This window comes from Streptomyces sp. H27-H5 (genome assembly GCF_026627505.1).
In the GTDB taxonomy this organism is placed as follows: domain Bacteria; phylum Actinomycetota; class Actinomycetes; order Streptomycetales; family Streptomycetaceae; genus Streptomyces.
Genome location: NZ_JAPNLK010000005.1, coordinates 123,993 through 145,140, shown reverse-complemented (window position 1 = coordinate 145,140; position 21,148 = coordinate 123,993). Strand labels below are relative to the sequence as shown.

Sequence of the window (21,148 nt, the reverse complement as noted above, 5' to 3'; positions counted from 1 at the left end):
GGCCGGGCGGTCACCAACGGATGCCCTCCGGGGGGAGTTCCGTGGGCGGGGTGCGCGGCGGGGCGGGCAGGCACAGATGGGTGCGGGCGGCATGCACGGCGGCGAGTTCCTCGTGGCCCGCGGGGCCCCAGTCGCTGAGCTCGCGGACCTGTTCGGGCGTGGCCAGGAGCCGGGCGTACGCCGGGTCCCGGCTCGGGAGCACGGCCGTGAGGCGGGCCGCGCCGCGGGCGTGGACGCCCTGTTCGTCGTAGCGGTACCCGATCGGGACGGGCGCCGGGGCGGGTTCGGCCGCCGGGGTCGGCAGGTGGGCCGCGCCGGTGGCCCGGGCGATCAGCAGCAGGACCCGGCCGTCGGGGGCGAACAGCCAACCGGCCCGGTCGCGCACCGGCAGCCCGCCGGGGACCGGGCCGCGGTGCCAGGTTCCGTGCAGCCGGGCCCGACGGGTGCGCAGCGCGCCGAGCCGGTCCAGCGCGGTGGGGTTGGTGGGGCGGCCCGCCTCCAGCAGCGCGGGGCCGCCGCCGTTGACGCGGGCGCGCAGGGCGGACAGGGCGCGGCGGGCGTCGCCCGCGTCCATCAGGGCGGGCAGGTCGGCGGGTTCGGCGAATTCGATGCCGGTGATCTCCTGGGCCGGGAGGCGGACGGCCCCGATGCGCTCGGGGCTCCAGGTTCCACCGTCGTAGACGTGGAGGATCTCGCCGGGGAAGCGCATCTCGGCGGGGAAGCCGGGGGTGTCCGCGGGGATCCAGTCCACGGCGAGGCCCTGCGGATAGCGGCCCTCGACCCCGAGTTCCTCGCGCATCTCGCGGGCGGCCGCGGCCGCCGGTGATTCCCCGGCGTCGACCGCGCCGCCGGGCAGCATCCGGTCGGGACGGTAGTCGACGGTCTGGAGGAGGATCCGTCCGTCGGGGTCGGTGACGAGCACGACGGCCGCGGTCCAGAGCGTGGCGCGCGAGGCCCCGTACTCCGCGGGTGTCATCCAGGTACCCGCGCGCTCGGCGTCATCGGTCAGCTGCGGCATCGGAACTCCGTTCACCGTGGGTGGGCCCGCCGGTTGTGCAAACAGCGGGCGCAGCCCCCGGGTTACGACGCCCCGACACCCCGGCCTGCCGGATGGCTCGATTCCGCTTTACTGAATCCATACCTTCTTATTACCTGATTATGTCGATCTTGATAGCTTCCGTCGTGCGGACCGGCCGTGTGAAAGCCGCCGGTCCGACCACTTCACCGGATCGAGGAGAACCAGCCGACATGCGACGCGCTTCCCGTACCGACCCCGGAACGGCCGACGGGAAGCGGTGGACCGCACCGGTCTTCGCGGGTGTCGCGGGCGGCGTCGCGGTGCTCGGCTTCGGCGGCCTGTACGTCGCCGGACTGCTCCTGACCGGAAGCGACATCGCCGCGGGCACGAAGGTGCGCGGACCAGGGAGAACGGCTTCGTCGACGGCATCATGATCAACAACGGGGTGTACGAGAAAGCGGCGGGCGGCGGGGTCTCGGCCGTCGCCGCCACCGTCTTCAACGCGATGTTCTTCGCGGGCGTCAAACCCCTCGTATACGGGGCGCACTCCTTCTACATCGAGCGCTACCCGGAGGGCCGCGAGGCGACGGTCGCCTGGGGCAGCCTGGACCTGCGCTTCGCCAACGACACGGGGCGGGCCCTGTACATCCAGGCGACGGCCACCGACACCCCGGTCACCGTCACCTCCCTCGGCACCGGGAAGTACGACGAGGTCAAGGCGGTCAAGGGCCCGCGAAGCAACGTCAAGGCACCGGCCTCCCGCACCGGCGGCGGGCCCCAAGTGCGAGACCCAGTCCCCGCTGGAGGGCTTCGACGTCGCCGTCGACCGGATCTTCGTGAAGGGCGGCCAGGAGGTCAGGCGCGAGACGATGAAGACCCGCTACTCGCCGCGCGACGCCGTCACCTGCGGGGCCTGAGCGGCCACCGCGGCCCCGCTCACCCGTCCGCGTGACGACGGGCGCGGAACGGGGCACGGGTACGGCAGGGTGGGCGGATGCAGCCGTGCCGGATTCCGCCCCTGCCCCTGGCCCTCGCCGTCCTCGCGCTCGCGCTGACCGCCGGGTGCGTGACGGTGCGGCCGACGGGAAGCACCGGGACGGCGCCCCCGCCGGTGCCCGCCGCGGTCCCCGCTCCCCCGCAACGGGCCGTGGAGGCATGGCCGTTCTGGGCCGCCCCCGCTCCTTCCGCGCCGGCCGCGCCCGCCGCCGCGACACCGGACGCCGCCCCTTCGCCCCGGCGGGACGGGCCCGGGCGGGCCGCGCCCCCGCGTACGGTCCCCGGGCAGGCGGCCGCGGCGCGCCGCGCGGCGCGGGCGCCTCGGCACGCCGCGCCGGCCCGCCCGGCACACCGCGCCCCCGCCGCCAAGCCCCGCGGGCGGGAGGCCGTACGGCCCGGGGCCCGGCCCGCGCCGGGGCGCTCGTACGACATGGCGCCGCTGTGCGCGGCGGCCAAGGGGACGGTGTCGCCGTCCATCGTGGCCCTGTGCCGCTGATGACAGTGCGGGCGCATAGCCTCGGACGACACGTCGGGCATCGGGGCCGGCGGGCGGACGACACGGGGAGTGTGGCTGGCCGGCTTCGTCGAGCGGCTCGCGGAGGACGGCGAGCGACCCGCACCCAGGGCGTTCGTGAAGGCCGTCCCCAGCGTCGCGGGGGCGGAGGGCCCGGACACCGGACTCGCCGCCCTGGTCGGTCGCGGGGACCCGCTCACCGACCTCGTCGACCTGCGGGCCCTGCCCGAGTACCCCTGCGGGGTGGGCTGGGAACCGTACTTCTCCACCCTCCACGGCACCGCCGACACCAGCGGCAGCGACGTGCAGTTCCGGCTGGTGGGCGACGGCCGGGCGCTGCTCCTGCGCAGCGTGGTGAGCGGGGACTTCCTGGGCCGTCCGGTACGCCGGCACGCGTCGCCCGAGGACGCCCCGCACCGCGCGGTCGCGGAACTGCGCGCCCTGGCGGAGGAGTTCCCCTCGTACGTCGCGCTCGAAGCGGGCAGCGCGGACTCCGTCATGGACGGCTGGTCGGTGCCCGTCCCCGAGGACGTCCGGGTCGTGCTCCGCGAGATCGGCTCGGTGGCCGTCACGGGCCTGCCCACGCTGTGGCTGCGGCCGGGCGTCGCCGAGCTCGACGTGGACCCCGAACTGCACCGGATGCTGGGCGGCGACGGGACGTACTGGCCGCTGGCCGGGGTGCGGTACGGGCGGGGCAGCGCCCTCGTCCAGATCCGGATCGACCCCGGGGTCGGGCAGTGGGGGTACGCGGTCTCCGTGCCCGCCGATCCGGCTGCGCTCCGGAAGTACCCCGAGGTGAAACTCCTCGCGGAATCACCCGCCGACCTGCTGCTGGACCTCGTGCGGCGGGTGCGCCGGGCCGCCGCCGGGCCGGACTTCGCGGCGCGGATCACCGGCGTGACGCAGTGGCTGTTCCCCAACACCGGCGAACCGTGGCCGCGTCCGACCCCGGTCTCCGCGTGGGCGGGCTCGACGGATCCGCTGCTCGCGGCGGCCGTGGCGGAGCTGCCGGACGGGGCGTACGCCGCCGACCTGCGGGAGGTTCCGCTGCCGAGCGACCTGTGCTTCCACCGGGTCCGCGAGTGGCCGTACACGGCCAGGCTGGACCGGCTGCACTTCCCGGCGGGCGGACGACTGGCGGCGGCGGTACCGGTCCCGGGTTGACCCGTACCGGGCGTCGCGGCACCCCGCCGGCGGCGCGTCATCCGACTGGCTCCGGCCCGGCTTCCGGGCCGGAGCCGGTCGGGTTCGGTTTCATGGGCGGGCGGGCCCGCACGGGGCCCCTGAACCCAGGGAGCGGGCATGGCCAGGATCGCCCTGTTCGGCGCGACCGGCACCATCGGCGGTCGGGTGCTGCACGAGGCACTCGGGCGCGGTCACCAGGTCACCGCGGTCGTACGGGACCCGGAGCGGCTCCCCGACCCGGACGGCGCGGCGGTGACGCGCGGCGACGTCCTCGACCCGTCGTCGGTGGCCGAGGCGGCCGAGGGCCACGACGTGGTGGTGAGTGCCTTCGGGCCGGGTTCCGGGGACCCGGGCACCATCGTGGCCGCCGCGAAGTCCCTGATCGGCGGCGTACAGACGCTGGGCGGCGACGAATCGTCCCGGCCCCGGCTGGTCACGGTCGGCGGGGCGGGCTCGTTGCGCACCGCCGGCGGCCGGCAGGTCTGGGACCAGGAGGACGTCCCGGAGCCGGTCCTGGCGGTCATGCGCGCCCATGGTGAAGCCCTCGACTTCCTGCTCACCGTGCCGGTGGAGGAGGTCCGCTGGACCAGCCTCAGTCCGGCCGCGCTGATCGCGCCGGGCGAGCGCACGGGGACGTACCGGTTGGGGCTCGACGACCTGATCGTGGACGCCGAGGGGCTGAGCCGGATCTCCACGGAGGACTACGCCGTCGCCCTCGTGGACGAGATCGAGCGGGACGCGCACGCGGGGCGCCGGTTCACGATCGGGTACTGAGCGCGGGCACGGGCCTGCGTTCCGCCGACGGGCCCGGGTGCCCAGCGCGGGTTCGGTTTCGGGCGCGGGCGCGGGTTCGGGCGCGGGTGCGGGTTCCGCCGACGGGCCCGGGCTCGGGTGCGGGCGTTCGGCTGCCGGGCGCGGGCGGCGGCGCGCGGCCCGGTCAGTCGACGCGGCGCCCGGGGGGCCGGTCGGCCTCGGCGTCGGCCTCGGCGCCGTCGGCTCCCGGGGGCCGTGCGTCGTCGGCGTAGAGTGCGGTGAGTTCGGCGCCGGTCCGGGCGAGCGTCCGCCGCACCTCGGGCGGTTCCAGTACCTCCACGTGTCCGCCGAGTCCGGCCAGGCTCGCGGCGATGGCCCGGTGCGCCGGGCCGTCGACCCACACCTCGGTCCAACCGTCGGGCAGCGGCTCGCCGACCCGCAGTCGGCCGCCGAGCAGTCGGCCGAGGAGGGGCAGGACGGACGGTTCGACGCGGGCCCGGGCCGTGACCGCGTACATCCCGCCCTCGATCGTCTCGGCGAGCGCGCGCCACGCCGTGGCCAGGTCGAAGTCGGGCGGCCGGACGACCGGCTCGCCCGTCGGCTCGACGGAGACGACCCGGCTCAGCCGGAAGGTGCGCAGGCCCCGTTCCGTACCGGCCACCAGGTACTCCGCTCCCGCCTTGGAGACCAGCCCGAGCGGCTCGACCTCGCGCACCCCCGCCGGTTTGCCGACTCCCTCGTATCCGAGGCGGACCCGGATCCCGTCCACGACGGCGGCCTGGAGCGCGGTGCGGTGCGTGGTGTCCGTCGTGGCGGGGTTGCGGGACCAGTCGGTGGTGTCCGTGACGCCGGCACGCGAGGCGGCCTCGGCGTCCGCGCGCAGCGTGGCGGGCAGGGCGCGCACCAACTTGCGCAGCATGGTGCGGAGTTCGGGGGTGACGGCGAGGGGGCCGGTGGCGAGGAACAGGGCCCGGGTCTCGTCGGCGGTGAGTCCGGTGAGGTTGGTGCGGGCTCCGCCCACCAGTGACCAGCCACCGCCGCGGCCGCGCTGCGAGTAGACGGGCACGCCGGACGCGGCCAGCGCCTCCAGGTCACGACGGGCGGTGCGCTCGGAGGTCTCCAGCTCCGCGGCCACTTCGGAGACGGTGACGCGACCGCGCTCTTGGAGGAACAGCAGGATCGCCACCAGACGGTCGGCTTTCATGGGGTCATTGTGCTCCTGAAACAGGCCACAAGATGGCCACTTTGGCGATCAGGATGGCGTGCATGACCACACACACCACGTCGTTCGAGCAGACCCCTTCCACCGAAGCCGCCGCGACCACCGCCGCCGCAAGCGACGCACTCGACCCGCGCGACGACCTCGCGACGGCCATCGCGCTCGCCGGCCGCGCCCTCGCGGCCGTCCGCCCCGACCAGTACGACGCCCCGACCCCCTGCGAGGACTTCGACGTCCGGCGGCTGTCGAGCCACCTCGTCGCCGTCCTGCGCCGGATCGCGGTGATCGGGCGCGGCGAGGACCCCTTCAGCGTGCCGTCCTTCGCCGACGAACTGGCCGACGGGGCCTGGGCGCGGGCCTGGGAGTCCGCCGCTCGCGAGGCGGCCGACGTCTGGGCCGACCCGGCCATCCTGGGGCGCGAACTCCGGCTTCCCGTGGGCCGGTTGCCGGGAGCGGCCGGCGCGCTCATGTACAGCCACGAGCTGACCGTCCACACCTGGGACCTGGCGCGTGCGACCGGGCAGCGACCGGTGTGGGACGAGTCCCTGGTGGAGCGCGCGCTCGCGCTCGTGCGGCGGGTCCTGCCGGCCGAGGCGCGCGGCGGGCCGATCCCCTTCGGGCCGGTCACGGACGTGGACGCGGACGCTCCCGCGATCGACCGGCTCGTGGCGTGGGCGGGCCGCCGCCCCTGAGCGGGCGGCTCCGGAGCCCCCGAGTCGGGTCCGCAGTGCGGGGCGTCGAGCGCCCGTCGGTACGGGCGGCGCCGCGTTCACCTGGGGAAATCGGGTGGATCCGGTCGCCTCCGGCTCCCTACAGTGACGGGGCACCACGTCGTCGAGCAGGAGCGGATCATGCGCACGCACTACCCCCGTACGGCGCATCTTCCCTGGTCTCCCGGGGCGAGCGCGGACGATGTCCGCAGCTCCGGGCTCTCGGCACTGGCCGGACGCGAGGTGGTGGTCACCGAGAAGCTCGACGGGGAGAACACCACCCTGTACGCCGACGGCTCGCACGCGCGCTCGCTCGACTCGGGGCACCATCCGTCGAGGGCGTGGGTGAAGGCGCTGCAAGGCCGGATCGGGGCCGGGATCCCGGCGGGTTGGCGGGTGTGCGGCGAGAACCTGTACGCCCGGCACTCCCTCGCCTACGAGGACCTGGACAGTTGGTTCTACGGCTTCTCCGTCTGGGACGGCGATTCCTGCCTCGACTGGGACCGCACCGTGCGGTTCCTGCACGGGATCGGCGTACCGAGCCCGCGGGTCCTGTGGCGCGGGGTCTTCGACGAGCGGGCGCTGCGCGGGCTGCGGCTCGACACGAACCGCCAGGAGGGCTACGTCGTCCGCACGGTGGACGCGTTCACGCGCGCCGACTTCGGGCGGTACGTCGCGAAGTGGGTCCGCGTGGGGCACGTGCGGACCGACACGCACTGGATGTACGCGCAGGTCGTGCCGAACGGGCTCGGGCCGCGGGCCCCGTTGTGGGCGGTCCGGTCGGGTTCCGAGCCGGACGTCGCGGCGCTGCTGGACGCGGTCGGGGCGGGTCCGGCGGCGCACGCCGAACCCCCCGTGCCCTCCGTCGACCCCCCGGGGACGTCCGCCGCTTCGACGGAGGAGGTCGTCGCGGAGGTGACCGCCCGCCTGGACGGGGCCGGGCGCACCGGCGAAGCACGACTGACCGGGGTACTGGCGGCCGCGCTGCGCGGTGAGCGGCGGGCGGCCCTGGGGGCGCGGCTCGCGGCCGGGCCGCTCGGGATGGCGACGGCCCGGCGGGTCGCGGACCTGGTCGGGCTGTACCCGGCGCTGCGACGGCCGTTCCCGGACGAGGAACGGCGGGCCGGGCTGGTCCGACTGGCCGCGGCGGCCGACCTTGGGGTGCTGCACGCGCTGGCCGGGGCCGCGGCGGACGGGGCCGCCCGGGAGTGCGTCGAGTGGTCCGCGCTGTACGCCGAGGAGGCGGGGCTGCTCGGACCGGACCCCCTGGGGGCGCTGCGGTCGGGGCTGCGGGACGGCGTGGCCGGCGTGGACCCGGACGCGGCGGACCGCTGCTGGGCCGAGGCGCGGGAGGCGTTCGCGCGGGGGAAGGCACACACCGCCGAGGAGGCGGTGGCGGCGACCTGGCGATGGCGCGACGGGGCGTTCCCCCGACTGGTCCAGCTGTGCGGGCCCTCGGGCAGCGGCAAGAGCACCTTCGCCGGGTCGCTGCCCGGCGTGAGCGCGTACGTGAGCCTCGACGAGCTGCGGGCCGCCCGGGGTTCGCGCGGCGACCAGAAGGACAACGCGGACGTGCTCCGCGAGGGCCTCGACCGGTTGAGCCTGGCCCTGGCCGCCGCCACGCGCACCGGTGGCACGGTGGTGTGGGACGCGACCTCCCTCAACGAGCAACAGCGCGGCCTGGCGGGCGCCGTCGCGCGCCGCCGGGACGCGTTGGTCACCCACGCGGTCGCCTGGGTCGCGGAGGCGGAGCTGGTCCGGCGCAACACGGTCCGACCGCATCCCGTGCCGGCCGCAGTGCTGGAATCACAGCTGCGGCGGTTCGCTCCGCCGTATCCGGGCCGGGCACACCGGACCTGGTACATCGGCGCGGGCGGCACGGTCGAGGACACGGCCGGTACCGTCACGGAACGGGACGCGGACCTCTGATGCGTACCAGCGAGGAGCTCTACCACCAGGTCCGCTGGGACCCGCGGTTCGATCCGGCGCGGTTCACGCTCGGGCTGCGCCGCCGCGGGGCCGCCCCGAAACGGGTGCCCCTGCCGTCGTTCGTGCCGGGCGGCGACATCCCCTGGCACCGGGTCCTGTTCGTCGAGGCGGACGGCGAGTTGGTGTGGGACCGGGCCACCGGCCTGGACGTCATCGACGGCACGCACGCCGGTCGGATCGAGGAACCGCGACTGCTGGACGCGCCGTTCTTCACCGCGCGGATCCCGCACGCGTGGGACCCGGCGGGCGAGGGCGCCTGGCGGCCGGCCGCACCGGACCCCGACGCCCCGCCCGTGGACACCGTCCGGCTGGTCACGTGGAACACGCTGTGGGACCGGTACGACGCGCCCCTCATCTCCACCGCGCTGCGCAGGCCGATGCTCCTGGCCGACCTGGCCCGGGCCGACGCCGACGTGATCGCGCTCCAGGAGGTCGAACCGGCGCTCCTGACGATGCTGCTCGCGCAGCCGTGGGTGCGGGAGCGGTACACGGTGGGCGCCGACCCGCGCGGCCGGGACGTCGCCGAGTGCGGGCTGTTGATCCTGAGCCGGCTGCCGGTGCGGGAGGCGGGCCTGCACGAGCTGCGCCCGCACAAGGCCGTGATCGCCGTCACGGTGGACACCGCGGCCGGACCGCTGGTGGTCGCCAACACCCACCTGACCAGCGACCACAGCGAACACGGCGCCGACCGGCGAACGGGAGAACTGACCTCCCTGACACACGGCCTGGGCTCCGTCGACGCCGCGATCGCCCTCGTCGGCGACTTCAACGACGGCCGGACCGGGGCCGAGGGCCCGGCGGCCGCGCTGGAACTCCGGGACGCCTGGACCGAGGTGCACGGGGCGGCGGACGACACGCCGACCTTCGATCCGGCGGTGAACCCGCTGGCGGCGGTGGGCTCGCTCTCGGGACGGTCCGCGCGACTGGATCGGATCCTGCTGCGGTCGCCGGGCGTGGTGCGCTCGGCGGCGCTGCGGGGCGATGTCCCCGGCCCGGACGGGCTGTTCGTCTCGGACCACTTCGGGGTGGAGGCGACGCTGGGGTTCGGGGCGCCGGACGAGGGGCCGGCGCGTCTGGACGTGGCGGCGACGGCGCGCACGGCGGTGGCCTGGCTTCCGCCGGCCGACCCGGCCGTGGACGCCCTTCGAGGTGCCCACGATCCCGGGGTCGACCGGTGGCCGGCGCACGTGAACCTGCTCTTCGGCTTCGTTCCGGAGTCGGCGTTCGAGGCGGCGCTGCCGCTGTTGGCGCAGGTCCCGGCGGGGACGGCCCCGTTCACGGCCCGTCTGGAGGGCGTACACGACTTCGGGCACCGGGAGGACGCCATGCTGTGGCTGGACCCGGCCGCCGACGGCGCGGCGCCCTGGCAGGAGCTTCGACGGGCACTGGTGGCACGGTTCCCGGGCTGCCGGGGCCGCGCCGAGGGCTACACCCCGCACCTGACGCTGGGACGCGGCGGCGATCCGCGGCGGGCGGCGGCGGAGTTCGGCGCCCGGCTCGGCGGCGGGACGCGCCGGGCACGGGTCGGCTCGCTCGCCGTGCTGTCGCGGCGCGGGGACGGACCGATGGAGGTCCGGGCGACGGTGGAGCTGGGGACGGGCGAGGTCCGGTGGGTACCGGAGACCGGCCCGTCGGTTGACCCGTCGGCGCGGTCGTCGGCCGACCGGGGTGGTCCGGATCCCGGGCCGGTCCTCGCCCGGATCACGGGGGCGTTGGGCGAGGGCGTGGTGCACGTGGCGGGGTCCCGACGGATGGGCTGCGCGTTGCCGGACGCGGACCTGGACCTGGTGGCGGCCTTGGCGGGCGAGACCCGCATCGAGGAGATACGGGACCGGGTGGCGGCGGCGCTGCCGGCGGCCGAGCGGCTGCGGTCGGTACCGGGGGCCCGGGTGCCGGGGCTGCGGTTCCGGGTGGCCGGGCTGGACGTGGACCTGGTGGTGGTCTCCACCGGCGCCATGGATCCGGCGCGGGCCGTGGCCGGACGGGCGGAGCTGGGCGAGGCGGCGCGGATCGCGCTGAGCGCGGTCGGCGACGCCGACGCGGTACGGGACTTCGTGGGTCCGGAGCACGCCGCCTTCGCGGTGCTGGCCCGTGAGGTGAAGGCCTGGGCGCGGGCGCGGGGCCTGGATTCGGCGCCCTTCGGCGGGCTGCCGGGCCTGGCTTGGTCGGTGCTGGCCGCGCGGACGGTGCGCGAGGCGTCGGACCTGGCTCCCGCCGCGCTGTTGCGCGCGTTCTTCGGGACCTGGGCGGCCTGGGACTGGCGCGAGCCGGTGTCCCTGGGGACAACGGGACTGGCGGCGGAGCAGCGGGCGGAACAGGGGCCCGGGGCGGGGCTCCCGTCCGCGCGCGGCCCGGGCGGGAGCGACCGTGACCCCGTCACGGTGCTCACCCCGTCCGATCCGGTGCGCAGTTGCACGACGCAGGTGGGGCCGGGCACGCGCGACCTGTTGGTCCGGGAGCTGTACACGGCCTGGGAGGCGTTGGAGGCCGGAGCGGACGGCCCGCTCGCCGCGGCCGGACCGCCACCGCACCGACGGCACGCCGCCTTTGCGGTGGTCACCGTACGGGGCGACGCCGGGGAGTTCGAGGACCGGCTGGGCCGCGTGCGCGGCCGGTTGCGTGCGTTGCTCGGCGCGCTGGAGGAGGCCGGTGTCGGGGACGCCCACGCCTGGCCCCGCCCGTTCGCCTCGGGTGACACCTCGGCCCGCTACGCGATCGGACTCGGGGCGAACCCGCCGGCCGCGGCCGACCTGTCCCCGCTCGTCGCGCGCTGGACGGCGGGCCTGCCGGGAGTCACGGTCGAGCGGGTGGACGGCGGAGCGGTTCCGACCCTGGCCTGAGCCCCGACGGCCGCGGCGGCCCCCGGCGCGACGGTCGGGGCGGCCCCCGGCGACGACAAGTAACGAACGCACGGGCATGAACACCTTCCTGCCGGCCTCACTGTCCGAACGTGGTCGGTCGACCACCCCGCCCTCCCCGTGCGGCGGGCTCGGCGGGCAGTACGGAACGGAGCGGTCAGGAGCCTCAGTAGAGTGCGGGCGGCTTTTTTCGTCAACACTTTTCACAAGGATTGAAGAAACCCCAAGTTCACGGGCCTGAAGCGCAATTGACACTCCGTTTGATCTTCAGTTCATGAACGCTCAACCCCTTGACGCCCCCGGCGCCGGGCAGTTCACTCACGCTTCGATCCCCCCGGATCCTTGACGTCAGGAGTGCCCCGCATGCCCCTGCTCCACGATCGCCCGCCGAGACTCACCGTCGCGGCCCTCGCCGCGGCCCTGGTCGCGGCCCTCCTCGTGCTGCTCCCCGGCGCCACCGCGAGCGCGGCGCCCACGCTGCTCTCCCAGGGCAGGCCCGCCACCGCCTCCACCGTGGAGGGCGGCGGCACCCCGGCCTCCGCGGCCGTGGACGGCGACACCAACACCCGTTGGTCCAGCCAGTTCGCCGACCCGCAGTGGATACAGGTCGACCTGGGCGCCCCGGCGCAGATCAGCCAGGTCGTGCTGCGCTGGGAGGCCGCGTACGCCAAGGCGTACCGGGTCGAACTGTCCACCGACGGGACCAACTGGTCCACCGCCTACTCCACCGCGGCCTCCGCGGGCGGGGTCCAGACCCACGACGTCACCGGCACCGCCCGCTACGTCCGGGTGTACGGCACCCAGCGCGCCACCGGATACGGCTACTCGCTCTGGGAGTTCCAGGTGTACGGCACGGGCGGTACCGGTCCGACGCTCCCCGGCGGGGGCGACCTCGGCCCCAACGTGATCGTCTTCGATCCGTCCACGCCGAACATCCAGGCCAGGCTCGACCAGGTCTTCGCGCAGCAGGAGTCGGCCCAGTTCGGCTCCGGCCGCTACCAGTTCCTGTTCAAGCCGGGCACGTACAACGGCCTGAACGCCCAGATCGGCTTCTACACCTCGATCTCGGGTCTCGGCCTCAGCCCGGACGACACCACCATCAACGGGGACGTCACCGTCGACGCCGGCTGGTTCGGCGGCAACGCTACGCAGAACTTCTGGCGTTCGGCGGAGAACCTGGCACTGAACCCGGTCAACGGCACCGACCGCTGGGCCGTGTCCCAGGCCGCGCCGTTCCGCCGGATGCACGTCAAGGGCGGACTCAACCTGGCCCCCAACGGCTACGGTTGGGCCTCCGGCGGGTACATCGCCGACTCCAAGGTCGACGGCCAGGTCGGCAACTACTCTCAGCAGCAGTGGTACACCCGCGACAGCTCCATCGGCGGCTGGTCCAACTCCGTCTGGAACCAGGTGTTCTCCGGCACCCAGGGCGCGCCGGCGCAGAGCTTCCCCGAGCCGCGCTACACCACGCTGGACACCACCCCCGTCTCGCGGGAGAAGCCCTTCCTGTACCTCGACGGGAACGAGTACAAGGTGTTCGCCCCGGCGAAGCGGGTCAACGCCCGCGGCACCTCCTGGGGCAACGGGACCCCGCAGGGCACCTCGATCCCGCTGAGCCGGTTCTACGTGGTCAAGCCGGGTGCGAGCGCCGCCACGATCAACCAGGCGCTGGCTCAGGGCCTGCACCTGCTCTTCACCCCGGGCGTCTACCACGTGAACCAGACCATCCAGGTGAACCGCCCCGACACGGTCGTCCTGGGCCTGGGCCTCGCCACGATCATCCCGGACAACGGGGTGACCGCCATGAAGGTCGCCGACGTGGACGGCGTCAAGCTCGCGGGCTTCCTGATCGACGCGGGCCAGGTCAACTCCCCCACCCTGCTGGAGGTCGGTCCGGCCGGCGCGAGCACGGACCACGCGGCGAACCCGACGACCGTCCAGGACGTGTTCATCCGCGTCGGCGGCGCCGGTGCGGGCAAGGCCACCGCCGGCATGGTGATCAACAACCACGACACCATCGTCGACCACACGTGGATCTGGCGGGCCGACCACGGCGACGGGGTGGGCTGGGAGACCAACCGCTCCGACTACGGCTTCCGTGTCAACGGTGACGACGTCCTGGCGACCGGGCTGTTCGTCGAGCACTTCAACAAGTACGACGTGGAGTGGAACGGCGAGCGCGGCCGGACGATCTTCTTCCAGAACGAGAAGGCGTACGACGCCCCGAACCAGGCCGCGATCCAGAACGGTTCGATCAAGGGCTACGCCGCCTACAAGGTGGCCGACTCGGTCAACACCCACGAGGGCTGGGGCCTGGGCAGCTACTGCTACTACAACGTGGATCCGACGATCCGTCAGGACCACGGATTCCAGGCACCGGTGAAGCCCGGCGTCCGGTTCCACGACCTGCTCGTCGTCTCGCTGGGCGGCAACGGCCAGTACGAGCACGTCATCAACAACACCGGCGCCCCCACCTCGGGGACGTCGACCACCCCCTCCACCGTGGTCTCGTTCCCCTGATCCACCCCTGACCCCCGCAGGACGCGGGGCGGCCCGGCGGCCGCCCCGCGTTTTCCGGGCCGTGTGAGAGAGCGCTCTCCCATCCACCCCGAAGGAGCCGCACGATGAGAATCCGCTCGCGGACCCTGTCCGCACCCCTGGTCTCGGCGGCGTTCGCCGTGACCGCCGCAGCCGGCCTCGGCGCCTCCGCGCTGACCGCCCAGGCGACCCCGGACTCCGGCGCCGGCGCGCACGCCGGCATGAACCACGCCGCGGTCGCCCCGCTCGCCACCGGCGACGACCCCGACGGCGACGGCTACATCCCGGCCGTTCCGCAGGTCACCGGCGTCACCCCGTCCGACCGGGAGCCGGCCCCGCGCTACTTCCACGAGTTCCAGGCCAACTGCGCGGTCACCCGGACCGCCCCGGACGACCCGATCGTCTTCGCGGGCCGGCCGGGCGCCTCCCACGACCACACCTTCATGGGCAACACCACCACGAACGCGTTCAGCACCACCTCCTCGCTGAGCGCGGGCGGCACGGCCTGCAACGCGGTCGGCGACCTGTCGGGCTACTGGATGCCGACGCTGTACAACGGAAACCAGGCCGTGCTGCCCACCGGACCCCAGGTGATCTACTACAAGGCCGGGGTCACCGACTACACGAGCGTGCGTCCCTTCCCCAAGGGCCTGCGGTTCCTCGTCGGCAGTCCGACCCAGACCGCGGCCGAGTTCCGCGCGCACAAGGGCTGGGTCGAGGGCTGGGAGTGCGGCGACAGCTTCAAGAACGTCGAGTTCCCCGCGAACTGCCCGGCCGGCACCCAGCTCAACATCCGTTTCCAGGCGCCGAGTTGCTGGGACGGCAAGTACCTCGACACGCCCGACCACAAGGCCCACATGGCGTATCCGACGGTGAAGGCCGGCACCAACAACAACGTCTGCCCGGCCGACCACCCGGTGGCGCTGCCCATGGTCGAGTTCAAGATGGCCTTCCCCGTCAGCGGGAACATGTCGCAGGTCAGGCTCTCCAGCGGGGCCGGCCACACGTTCCACTACGACTTCTTCAACGCGTGGGACGACCGGACCCTGAACGCCCTCGTCGAGCACTGCGTCAAGGGCGGCCTCCAGTGCAACGCCCGCGGCTACGACGAGACCCACCCCGAGGCGGGCGCCGTCCTCGGTCCCGACTACCGGCTCCCGTAGGGCGCGTCCTCGCGTCCCCTCCCCGCTCCCCCCACTCCCCCCGCTCCCCCCACTCCCAAGGAGGCTCAGGCATGCACTCCCGCATGCGCGCCCTCACCGCGGCCGCCCTGCTCGCGGGCGCCGTCACCGTACTCCCCGCGGCCCCGGCGCAGGCAGCCGGCAGCGTGGTGAAGGTGACCGGCTCCCAGGGCAACTGGCAGCTCAGCGTGAACGGTTCGCCGTACCTCGTCAAAGGCGTCACCTGGGGTCCGTCCCCGGCCGACGCCGCCCGACTCCTGCCCGACGTGAGATCGTTGGGCGCCAACACCGTCCGCACCTGGGGCACGGACGCGAGCAGCCGCCCGCTGTTCGACGCGGCCGCGAACAACGGCATCAAGGTGGTCGCCGGGTTCTGGCTCCAGCCGGGCGGCGGCCCGGGCAGCGGCGGCTGCACGAACTACGTCACGGACACCGGCTACAAGAACACCATGCTCGCCGAGTTCTCGCGCTGGGTGGAGACCTATCGCGACCACCCGGCCGTGCTGATGTGGAACGTCGGCAACGAGTCCGTGCTCGGCCTGCAGAACTGCTACTCCGGAACCGAGTTGGAGAACCAGCGCAACGCCTACACCACCTTCGTCAACGACGTCGCGAAGGCCATCCACCGGATCGACGCCAACCACCCCGTCACCTCCACGGACGCGTGGGTGGGCGCGTGGACGTACTACAAGCGCAACTCCCCCGACCTGGACCTGTACTCGGTCAACTCCTACAAGGAGGTCTGCGGGGTCCGGCAGGCGTGGGAGCAGGGTGGGTACACCAAGCCCTACCTGATCACCGAGACCGGTCCGGCCGGTGAGTGGGAGGTGCCGAACGACGCGAACGGCGTACCGCTGGAGCCGGGCGACAAGGCCAAGGCGGACGGTTACACCGGTGCGTGGAACTGCGTCACGGGCCACCGGGGGGTGGCGCTGGGCGCGACGGTCTTCCACTACGGCACGGAGTACGACTTCGGCGGGCACTGGTTCAACCTGACCCCCGCCGGGGAGCGCCGACACATGTACTACGCCGTCAAGCGGGCCTACGGCGGCAGCACGGTGGGCGACAACCTGCCGCCCACCGTGGCCGTGCCGTCGGTGGCGGACCCGGGGGCGGTCCCCGCGGGCAAGGAGGTGACGGTCCAGGCTCCGGCGACCGACCCGGAGGGCGATCCGCTCGCGTACGAGGTGCTGTGGGGCGGCAAGTACGTGGACGGCGGCGGCGGGCTGGTCTCGGCGCCGTCCACGCACCTGGGCAACGGCACCCTCAAGGTCACGGCGCCCGCCAAGACCGGTGTGTGGAAGCTGTACGTCAAGGCGAAGGACGGGCGGGGCAACGTGGGCGTCGAACAGCGCTCGGTCCGCGTGGTGCCGCCGCCGGTGGCCGGCACGGACGTGGCACGGGGCCGGCCGACCACCGCCTCCACCTACCAGAACGACGGGTACGGCGGCTGCCCCTGCGCCCCGCAGTTGGCGACGGACGGGCGCGACGACACCCGGTGGGCGACGACCTGGGCCGATCAGCAGTGGCTCCAGGTGGATCTGGGGTCGGTGAAGCAGCTGAAGCACGCGCAGCTGGTGTGGGAGAGCGCGTACGGGAAGGCGTACACCGTCAAGGTGTCGGACGACGGCCAGAACTGGCGGACGGCGTACGCCACTTCGTCCGGTGACGGCGGGATCGACGACTTCGACGTCGCCGCGTCGGGCCGTTACGTGCGGCTGGAGCTGACCCGGCGCGGCACGGGGTACGGCTACTCCCTCTTCCACTTCGGCGTCTATGCCTGATCGGCAGACCTGACCCTGCCGCAGGTGCCGCGCGCCGTCCGGTCGACCACCGGGCGGCGCGCGGTCATGTCCGCGGCAGGCGGCTCGGAGGCCGTCAGACCTCCAGGATGATCTTCCCGGCGGTGTGTCCGTCCTGGCTGAGCTCGAAGGCGGCGGCCAGCTCGGAGAGCGGGAAGGTCTTGGCGACGGTGACGCCGAGCCGTCCGGTGTCGGCGAGCCCGCCCAGGGCGGCGAGGTCGTCGCCGACGGGGCGCACCCACATCCACTGGCCGTCGGCGCCGAGCACGTCGGGGTCGGCGATGGAGGCGTGCCGACCCCCGGGGGCGAGGACTGCCTTGGTGACGTCGAGGACGCCGCCCACGAAGTCGGCGACGACGCTCACCCCGTCCGGGGCCAGTTCGCGGACCCGTTCGGTGAGGCCGTCCCCGTAGGCGACGGGTTCGCAGCCCAGCTCGCGGAGCCGGTCGTGGTTGCGCGGGGAGGCCGTGCCGATGACGCGGGCGCCGAGGGCGCGGGCGATCTGGACGCCGAGGGAGCCGACGCCGCCGGCCGCGCCGTGGATGAGGACGGTGTCGTCCTGGCCGGTGTCGAGGCGGGTGAGCAGTTGGTAGGCGGTGAGGCCGGCCAGCGGCAGTCCGGCCGCCTCCTGCCAGCTGAGCGAGACGGGCTTCGGCGCGAGGGCCCGTACCGGCACGGTGACGAACTCGGCGAAGGTGCCGCCGTGCACGTAGTCCTTGCGGGCGTAGGCGATGACCTCGTCGCCCGCGGTGAACTCGGGGGTGTCGATGCCGACGTACTCGACCGTCCCGGCCACGTCCCAGCCGGGGATCACGGGGTACACGACGTCCATGAGGCCGTCGAGGCCACCCGCCATGATCTTCCAGTCGACCGGGTTGACCGAGGCGCACCTGACCCGGACGAGGACCTCGCCGGGCCCGACCTTGGGGACCGGCAGCCGGGTCTCGGTGAGCACCTCCGTCCCGCCGTACGTCTCGTACACCATCGCCCGCATGGTGCCCTCGTCCTCGACGTTCAACGACATGCGTCTCACCTTTCCGCGAGCGGCTTAAATCATCTGTTCCGCATCCCATCACGAAAGGCCGTGCCCGCCCCGGGAAGCGGGGCGGGCACGGCGCGGGAAACTGCCGGGGCTCAGAGTCAGAGCGCCCGGTGGGCGGCGATCAGGTCGGCGTAGTGGGCTCCGCTGGTCTTGACGGTGCGTTCCTGGGTGTCGTAGTCCACGCGGACCAGACCGAACCGCTTGTCGTAGCCGTACGCCCATTCGAAGTTGTCGAGCAGGGACCACGCGTAGTAGCCGGCCAGGGGCGCGCCGCGGCGGGCGGCCCGGGCGCAGGCGGCGAGGTGGGCGATCAGGTACGCGGCGCGTTCCGGGTCGTGGACGCTGCCGTCCGGGCCGACGGTGTCCGGGTAGGAGGAGCCGTTCTCGGTGACGTGGATGCGTCGGGCGCCGTACTCCTCGGCGAGTCGCATGAGCAGCGTCTCGATGCCGTTCGCGTCGACCTCCCAGTCCATGCCGGTGCGCGGGACTCCGGGCAGGTCGATCTGGCGGGCGTGGGGGGCGGGTCCGGTCGGGTCGGCGACGACGGTCTGCGGGAAGTAGTAGTTCAGGCCGATCCAGTCGAGGGGGGCCGCGATGGCGTCGAGGTCGCCGGGGCGTTCGGGGAGGTCCACGCCGTAGACCTCGCGCATGTCGGCGGGGAAGCCTCGGCCGTGGACGGGGTCGAGCCACCAGCGGTTGACGTGTCCGTCCATCCGTACGGCTGCCGCCCGGTCGGCGTCGCTGTCGGTGGCCGCCTCGACGGTGGAGAGGTTGTTGACGATGCCGATCCGCGCGCCGGGGGCGGCGGCGCGGATGGCCCGGGTGGCGAGGCCGTGGCCCAGCAGGAGGTGGTAGGAGGCGCGGACGGCGGCGGTGAGGTCGGTGAGACCGGGGGCCATCTTGCCCTCCAGGTGACCGATCCACGCCGAGCAGAGGGGCTCGTTGAGGGTGGTCCACTGGGTGACCCGATCGCCGAGGCGCTCCGCGACGACGTGCGCGTACGAGGCGAAGGCCTCGGCGGTGGCGCGCTCGGGCCAGCCGCCGCGGTCCTGGAGGACCTGGGGCAGGTCCCAGTGGTAGAGGGTGACGGACGGGGTGATGCCGGCGGCGAGCAGGCCGTCGACCAGCTGGTCGTAGAAGTCCAGGCCCTTGGCGTTGACCGGCCCGTCGCCGCCGGGCACGACGCGGGGCCAGGCCACGGAGAAGCGGTAGGCGTTGGTGCCGAGTTCCTTCATCAGGGCGATGTCGTCGCGCCAGCGGTGGTAATGGTCGCAGGCGGTGTCGCCGTGGTGGCCGCCGTCGATGGTCCCGGGGGTGTGGGAGAACGTGTCCCAGATGGAGGGGGAACGGCCGTCCTCGGCCACCGCGCCCTCGATCTGGTAGGCGGAGGTGGCGGTGCCCCAGGCGAAGTCGCGGGGCAGCGCGCCGAGGTCGACGGCGCCGTGGGCGGTGGCGTGCACGGTGTCGAGGCGGGTTTCGGAAAGGGTCATTTGACGGCTCCTGCCGTGAGTCCGGCCACCAAGTACCGCTGGAGCAGCAGAAATCCGGCGACGACGGGGATGCTGACGACGAGCGAGGCGGCCATGATCTGGTTCCAGTACACGTCGTTCTGCGTGGAGTAGCCCTGCAGTCCGACGGCCAGGGTGCGGGTGGTGTCGTTCGTCATGACCGAGGCGAAGAGGACCTCTCCCCAGGCGGTCATGAAGGCGTACACGGCGACGGCGACGATGCCGGGGACGGCCGCGGGGACCACGACCCGCAAGAGCGCCCCGAGGGGCCCGCAGCCGTCCACGGTGGCGGCCTCGTCGAGGTCGCGGGGCACCGAGTCGAAGTAGCCGATGAGCATCCAGATGGAGAAGGGGAGGGAGAAGGTCAGGTAGGTGAGGATCAGCCCGCCGCGCGAGCCGTAGAGGGCGACTCCGGTGGTGTTGCCGATGTTCACGAAGATCAGGAACAGCGGCAGCAGGAAGAGGATGCCGGGGAACATCTGGGTCGACAGCACGGTGACGGTGAACAGGCGCTTGCCGCGGAAGCGGTAGCGGCTGACGGCGTACGCGGCGAAGACGGCGATGACCACGGAGCAGACGGTGGCGGCGCCGGCCACGATCAGCGAGTTCAGGAAGTACTTGGCGAGCGGGACGGTGTGCCAGATGTCGATGTACGGGCGGACGGTGAGCTCGCTGGGGATCCACCGGAAGGCGCCCGCGACGTCGCCCAGCGGCTTGAGGGAGCTGGTGATCATCACATAGACGGGCAGGGCCACGAAGCCGGTGAGCAGGGTGAGGAAGACGGCCCGGATCACCTTGAAGGACAGGGGCGGGTCGAGCGCGGACCGGGTGCGCGCCCGGGGGCGGTGGTCAGGCATCGGCGTCCCTCCGGCCGCGGCTGGTCAGGAACAGGTACACGGCGGTGACCAGCAGCAGGAAGAGCAGCAGCAGGACGGACATGGCGGAGCCGGTGCCGAAGTTCCAGGTGACGAAACTGGACTGGTAGATGTGGATGGAGATCAGGTCGGCGGCCTCGGGGGCGGATTTGCCGAACAGCACGAACGGCGTGTTGAAGTCGTTGAAGGTCCACAGGAACAGCACGAGGATCAGCACCTGGTTGACCGCGCCGACCGAGGGCAGGGTGATCCGGCGGATCTGCTGCCAGATGCCGGCGCCGTCGAGGGCGGCGGCCTCGTACAACTCCTTCGGGATGTTCTGGAGGGCCGCCATGACGATCAGGAAGGCGAACGGCCAGCCCTTCCACACGGAGACGATCAGCAGGGCCCAGAAGCTGTTGTCGCCGAGCAGCCAGAAGGTGTGCTCGGCGCCACCGAGGCCGAGTTGGTCGTGGATGACGTGGTTCACCAGGCCGTTGTCCCGCTGGAACATGAACGCCCAGGTGATGACCGCCGCGTAGACGGGCAGGGCGTACGGCACCAGGAACAGGGCGCGCAGGAAGCCGCGGCCGCGGAAGTTCTCCTGCATGAAGACGGCGGCCGCGGTGCCGAGGAACCAGCACAGGGCCACGGAGAGCAGGGTGAACAGGCAGGTGGTGAGGAAGGAACCCAACAGGGCCTCGCCGACCGGGCGGTTGACGTCCACGGCGAGGTCGTAGTTGTCGAAGCCCGTCCAGGGGGCGCGGGACCAGTCCCGGATGAAGAACTGGGTCAGTTCCCGGAAGCTCATCAGGATGCCCATCACCATCGGGACGAGGTGGATGAGCAGTTCGAGGAGGAGGGCGGGCAGGAGCAGGAGGTAGGGCAGGGCGGCGCGGCGCACGCGACCGGTGCCGCGCACCCGGGTCGCGGTGCGCCGCAGTCGTCCGGCGCCTTCCGTGGTCACGGAGGTCATCGGGC

Annotated in this window: 16 protein-coding genes and 1 pseudogene; 11 read left to right on the top strand and 6 right to left on the bottom strand. The window is 73.5% G+C overall.

Annotation, left to right across the window (positions count from 1 at the left end):
* Positions 1-10: 10 nt before the first annotated feature.
* Positions 11-1,018, bottom strand: coding sequence for an NUDIX domain-containing protein (locus OTB19_RS03805; RefSeq protein WP_267796478.1), 1,008 nt, complete (start codon positions 1,016-1,018; stop codon positions 11-13).
* A gap of 230 nt (positions 1,019-1,248) precedes the next feature.
* Here OTB19_RS03805 and OTB19_RS03800 point away from each other — a divergent pair, with 230 nt between their 5' ends.
* The 5 genes and pseudogenes from OTB19_RS03800 to OTB19_RS03780 all read left to right on the top strand — a co-directional run bounded on the left by OTB19_RS03800 (position 1,249) and on the right by OTB19_RS03780 (position 4,487).
* Entirely contained in the window at positions 1,249-1,452 is a 204-nt protein-coding gene (locus tag OTB19_RS03800) for a hypothetical protein (RefSeq protein WP_267796492.1), read from the top strand.
* A pseudogene (locus OTB19_RS03795) lies at positions 1,410-1,935 on the top strand (VanW family protein); the annotation flags it as partial. The gene OTB19_RS03800 and the pseudogene OTB19_RS03795, both read left to right, overlap by 43 nt.
* Positions 1,936-2,012: 77 nt before the next feature.
* A complete protein-coding gene (locus OTB19_RS03790; RefSeq protein WP_267796477.1) occupies positions 2,013-2,510 on the top strand; it encodes a hypothetical protein in 498 nt (165 codons plus the stop codon).
* Between the two features lie 69 nt (positions 2,511-2,579).
* Positions 2,580-3,692 carry a hypothetical protein gene (locus tag OTB19_RS03785; RefSeq protein ID WP_267796476.1) on the top strand — a complete coding sequence of 371 codons (1,113 nt, stop codon included), beginning with the start codon at positions 2,580-2,582 and terminating at the stop codon, positions 3,690-3,692.
* A 138-nt stretch (positions 3,693-3,830) separates the two neighbouring features.
* A complete protein-coding gene (locus OTB19_RS03780) occupies positions 3,831-4,487 on the top strand; it encodes an NAD(P)-dependent oxidoreductase (protein WP_267796475.1) in 657 nt (218 codons plus the stop codon).
* Positions 4,488-4,650: 163 nt separating this feature from the next.
* Here OTB19_RS03780 and OTB19_RS03775 read toward each other — a convergent pair whose 3' ends face one another.
* Positions 4,651-5,670: a helix-turn-helix transcriptional regulator gene (locus OTB19_RS03775; protein ID WP_267796474.1), complete on the bottom strand. Its 1,020-nt coding sequence runs from the start codon at positions 5,668-5,670 to the stop codon at positions 4,651-4,653.
* Positions 5,671-5,732: 62 nt separating this feature from the next.
* On the opposite strand from OTB19_RS03775, the gene OTB19_RS03770 reads away from it, so the two are divergent.
* The 6 genes from OTB19_RS03770 (at position 5,733) to OTB19_RS03745 (ending at position 16,745) form a co-directional block, all read left to right on the top strand.
* Positions 5,733-6,377, top strand: a complete 645-nt coding sequence (locus tag OTB19_RS03770; protein WP_267796473.1) for a TIGR03086 family metal-binding protein — start codon at positions 5,733-5,735, stop codon at positions 6,375-6,377.
* A 159-nt stretch (positions 6,378-6,536) separates the two neighbouring features.
* A complete protein-coding gene (locus OTB19_RS03765) occupies positions 6,537-8,324 on the top strand; it encodes an RNA ligase family protein (protein ID WP_267796472.1) in 1,788 nt (595 codons plus the stop codon).
* Positions 8,324-11,224, top strand: a complete 2,901-nt coding sequence (locus tag OTB19_RS03760; RefSeq protein WP_267796471.1) for a poly(A) polymerase — start codon at positions 8,324-8,326, stop codon at positions 11,222-11,224. The genes OTB19_RS03765 and OTB19_RS03760 overlap by 1 nt, the downstream gene beginning before the upstream one ends.
* Before the next feature lie 381 nt (positions 11,225-11,605).
* Positions 11,606-13,762, top strand: coding sequence for a discoidin domain-containing protein (locus tag OTB19_RS03755; RefSeq protein ID WP_267796470.1), 2,157 nt, complete (start codon positions 11,606-11,608; stop codon positions 13,760-13,762).
* 104 nt (positions 13,763-13,866) lie between these two features.
* Positions 13,867-14,943 (top strand): DUF1996 domain-containing protein, encoded by a 1,077-nt coding sequence (locus OTB19_RS03750; RefSeq protein WP_267796469.1) that lies wholly within the window; start codon positions 13,867-13,869, stop codon positions 14,941-14,943.
* A 71-nt stretch (positions 14,944-15,014) separates the two neighbouring features.
* Positions 15,015-16,745, top strand: a complete 1,731-nt coding sequence (locus tag OTB19_RS03745) for a discoidin domain-containing protein (protein WP_267796468.1) — start codon at positions 15,015-15,017, stop codon at positions 16,743-16,745.
* 94 nt (positions 16,746-16,839) lie between these two features.
* Here the strand turns inward: OTB19_RS03745 and OTB19_RS03740 are convergent, their stop codons facing one another.
* From OTB19_RS03740 to OTB19_RS03725, 4 genes are all read right to left on the bottom strand, one after another.
* On the bottom strand, positions 16,840-17,757 hold the full coding sequence (locus OTB19_RS03740) for an NADP-dependent oxidoreductase (RefSeq protein WP_199826623.1): 918 nt from the start codon (positions 17,755-17,757) through the stop codon (positions 16,840-16,842).
* Between the two features lie 146 nt (positions 17,758-17,903).
* Positions 17,904-19,295, bottom strand: a complete 1,392-nt coding sequence (locus tag OTB19_RS03735; protein ID WP_267796467.1) for a GH1 family beta-glucosidase — start codon at positions 19,293-19,295, stop codon at positions 17,904-17,906.
* Positions 19,292-20,170 carry a carbohydrate ABC transporter permease gene (locus OTB19_RS03730; protein ID WP_267796466.1) on the bottom strand — a complete coding sequence of 293 codons (879 nt, stop codon included), beginning with the start codon at positions 20,168-20,170 and terminating at the stop codon, positions 19,292-19,294. Before OTB19_RS03730 ends, OTB19_RS03735 begins: the two co-directional genes overlap by 4 nt.
* Complete coding sequence (locus tag OTB19_RS03725; RefSeq protein ID WP_267796465.1) at positions 20,163-21,143, bottom strand: carbohydrate ABC transporter permease; 981 nt, start codon at positions 21,141-21,143, stop codon at positions 20,163-20,165. The genes OTB19_RS03730 and OTB19_RS03725 overlap by 8 nt, the downstream gene beginning before the upstream one ends.
* Positions 21,144-21,148: the final 5 nt, after the last annotated feature.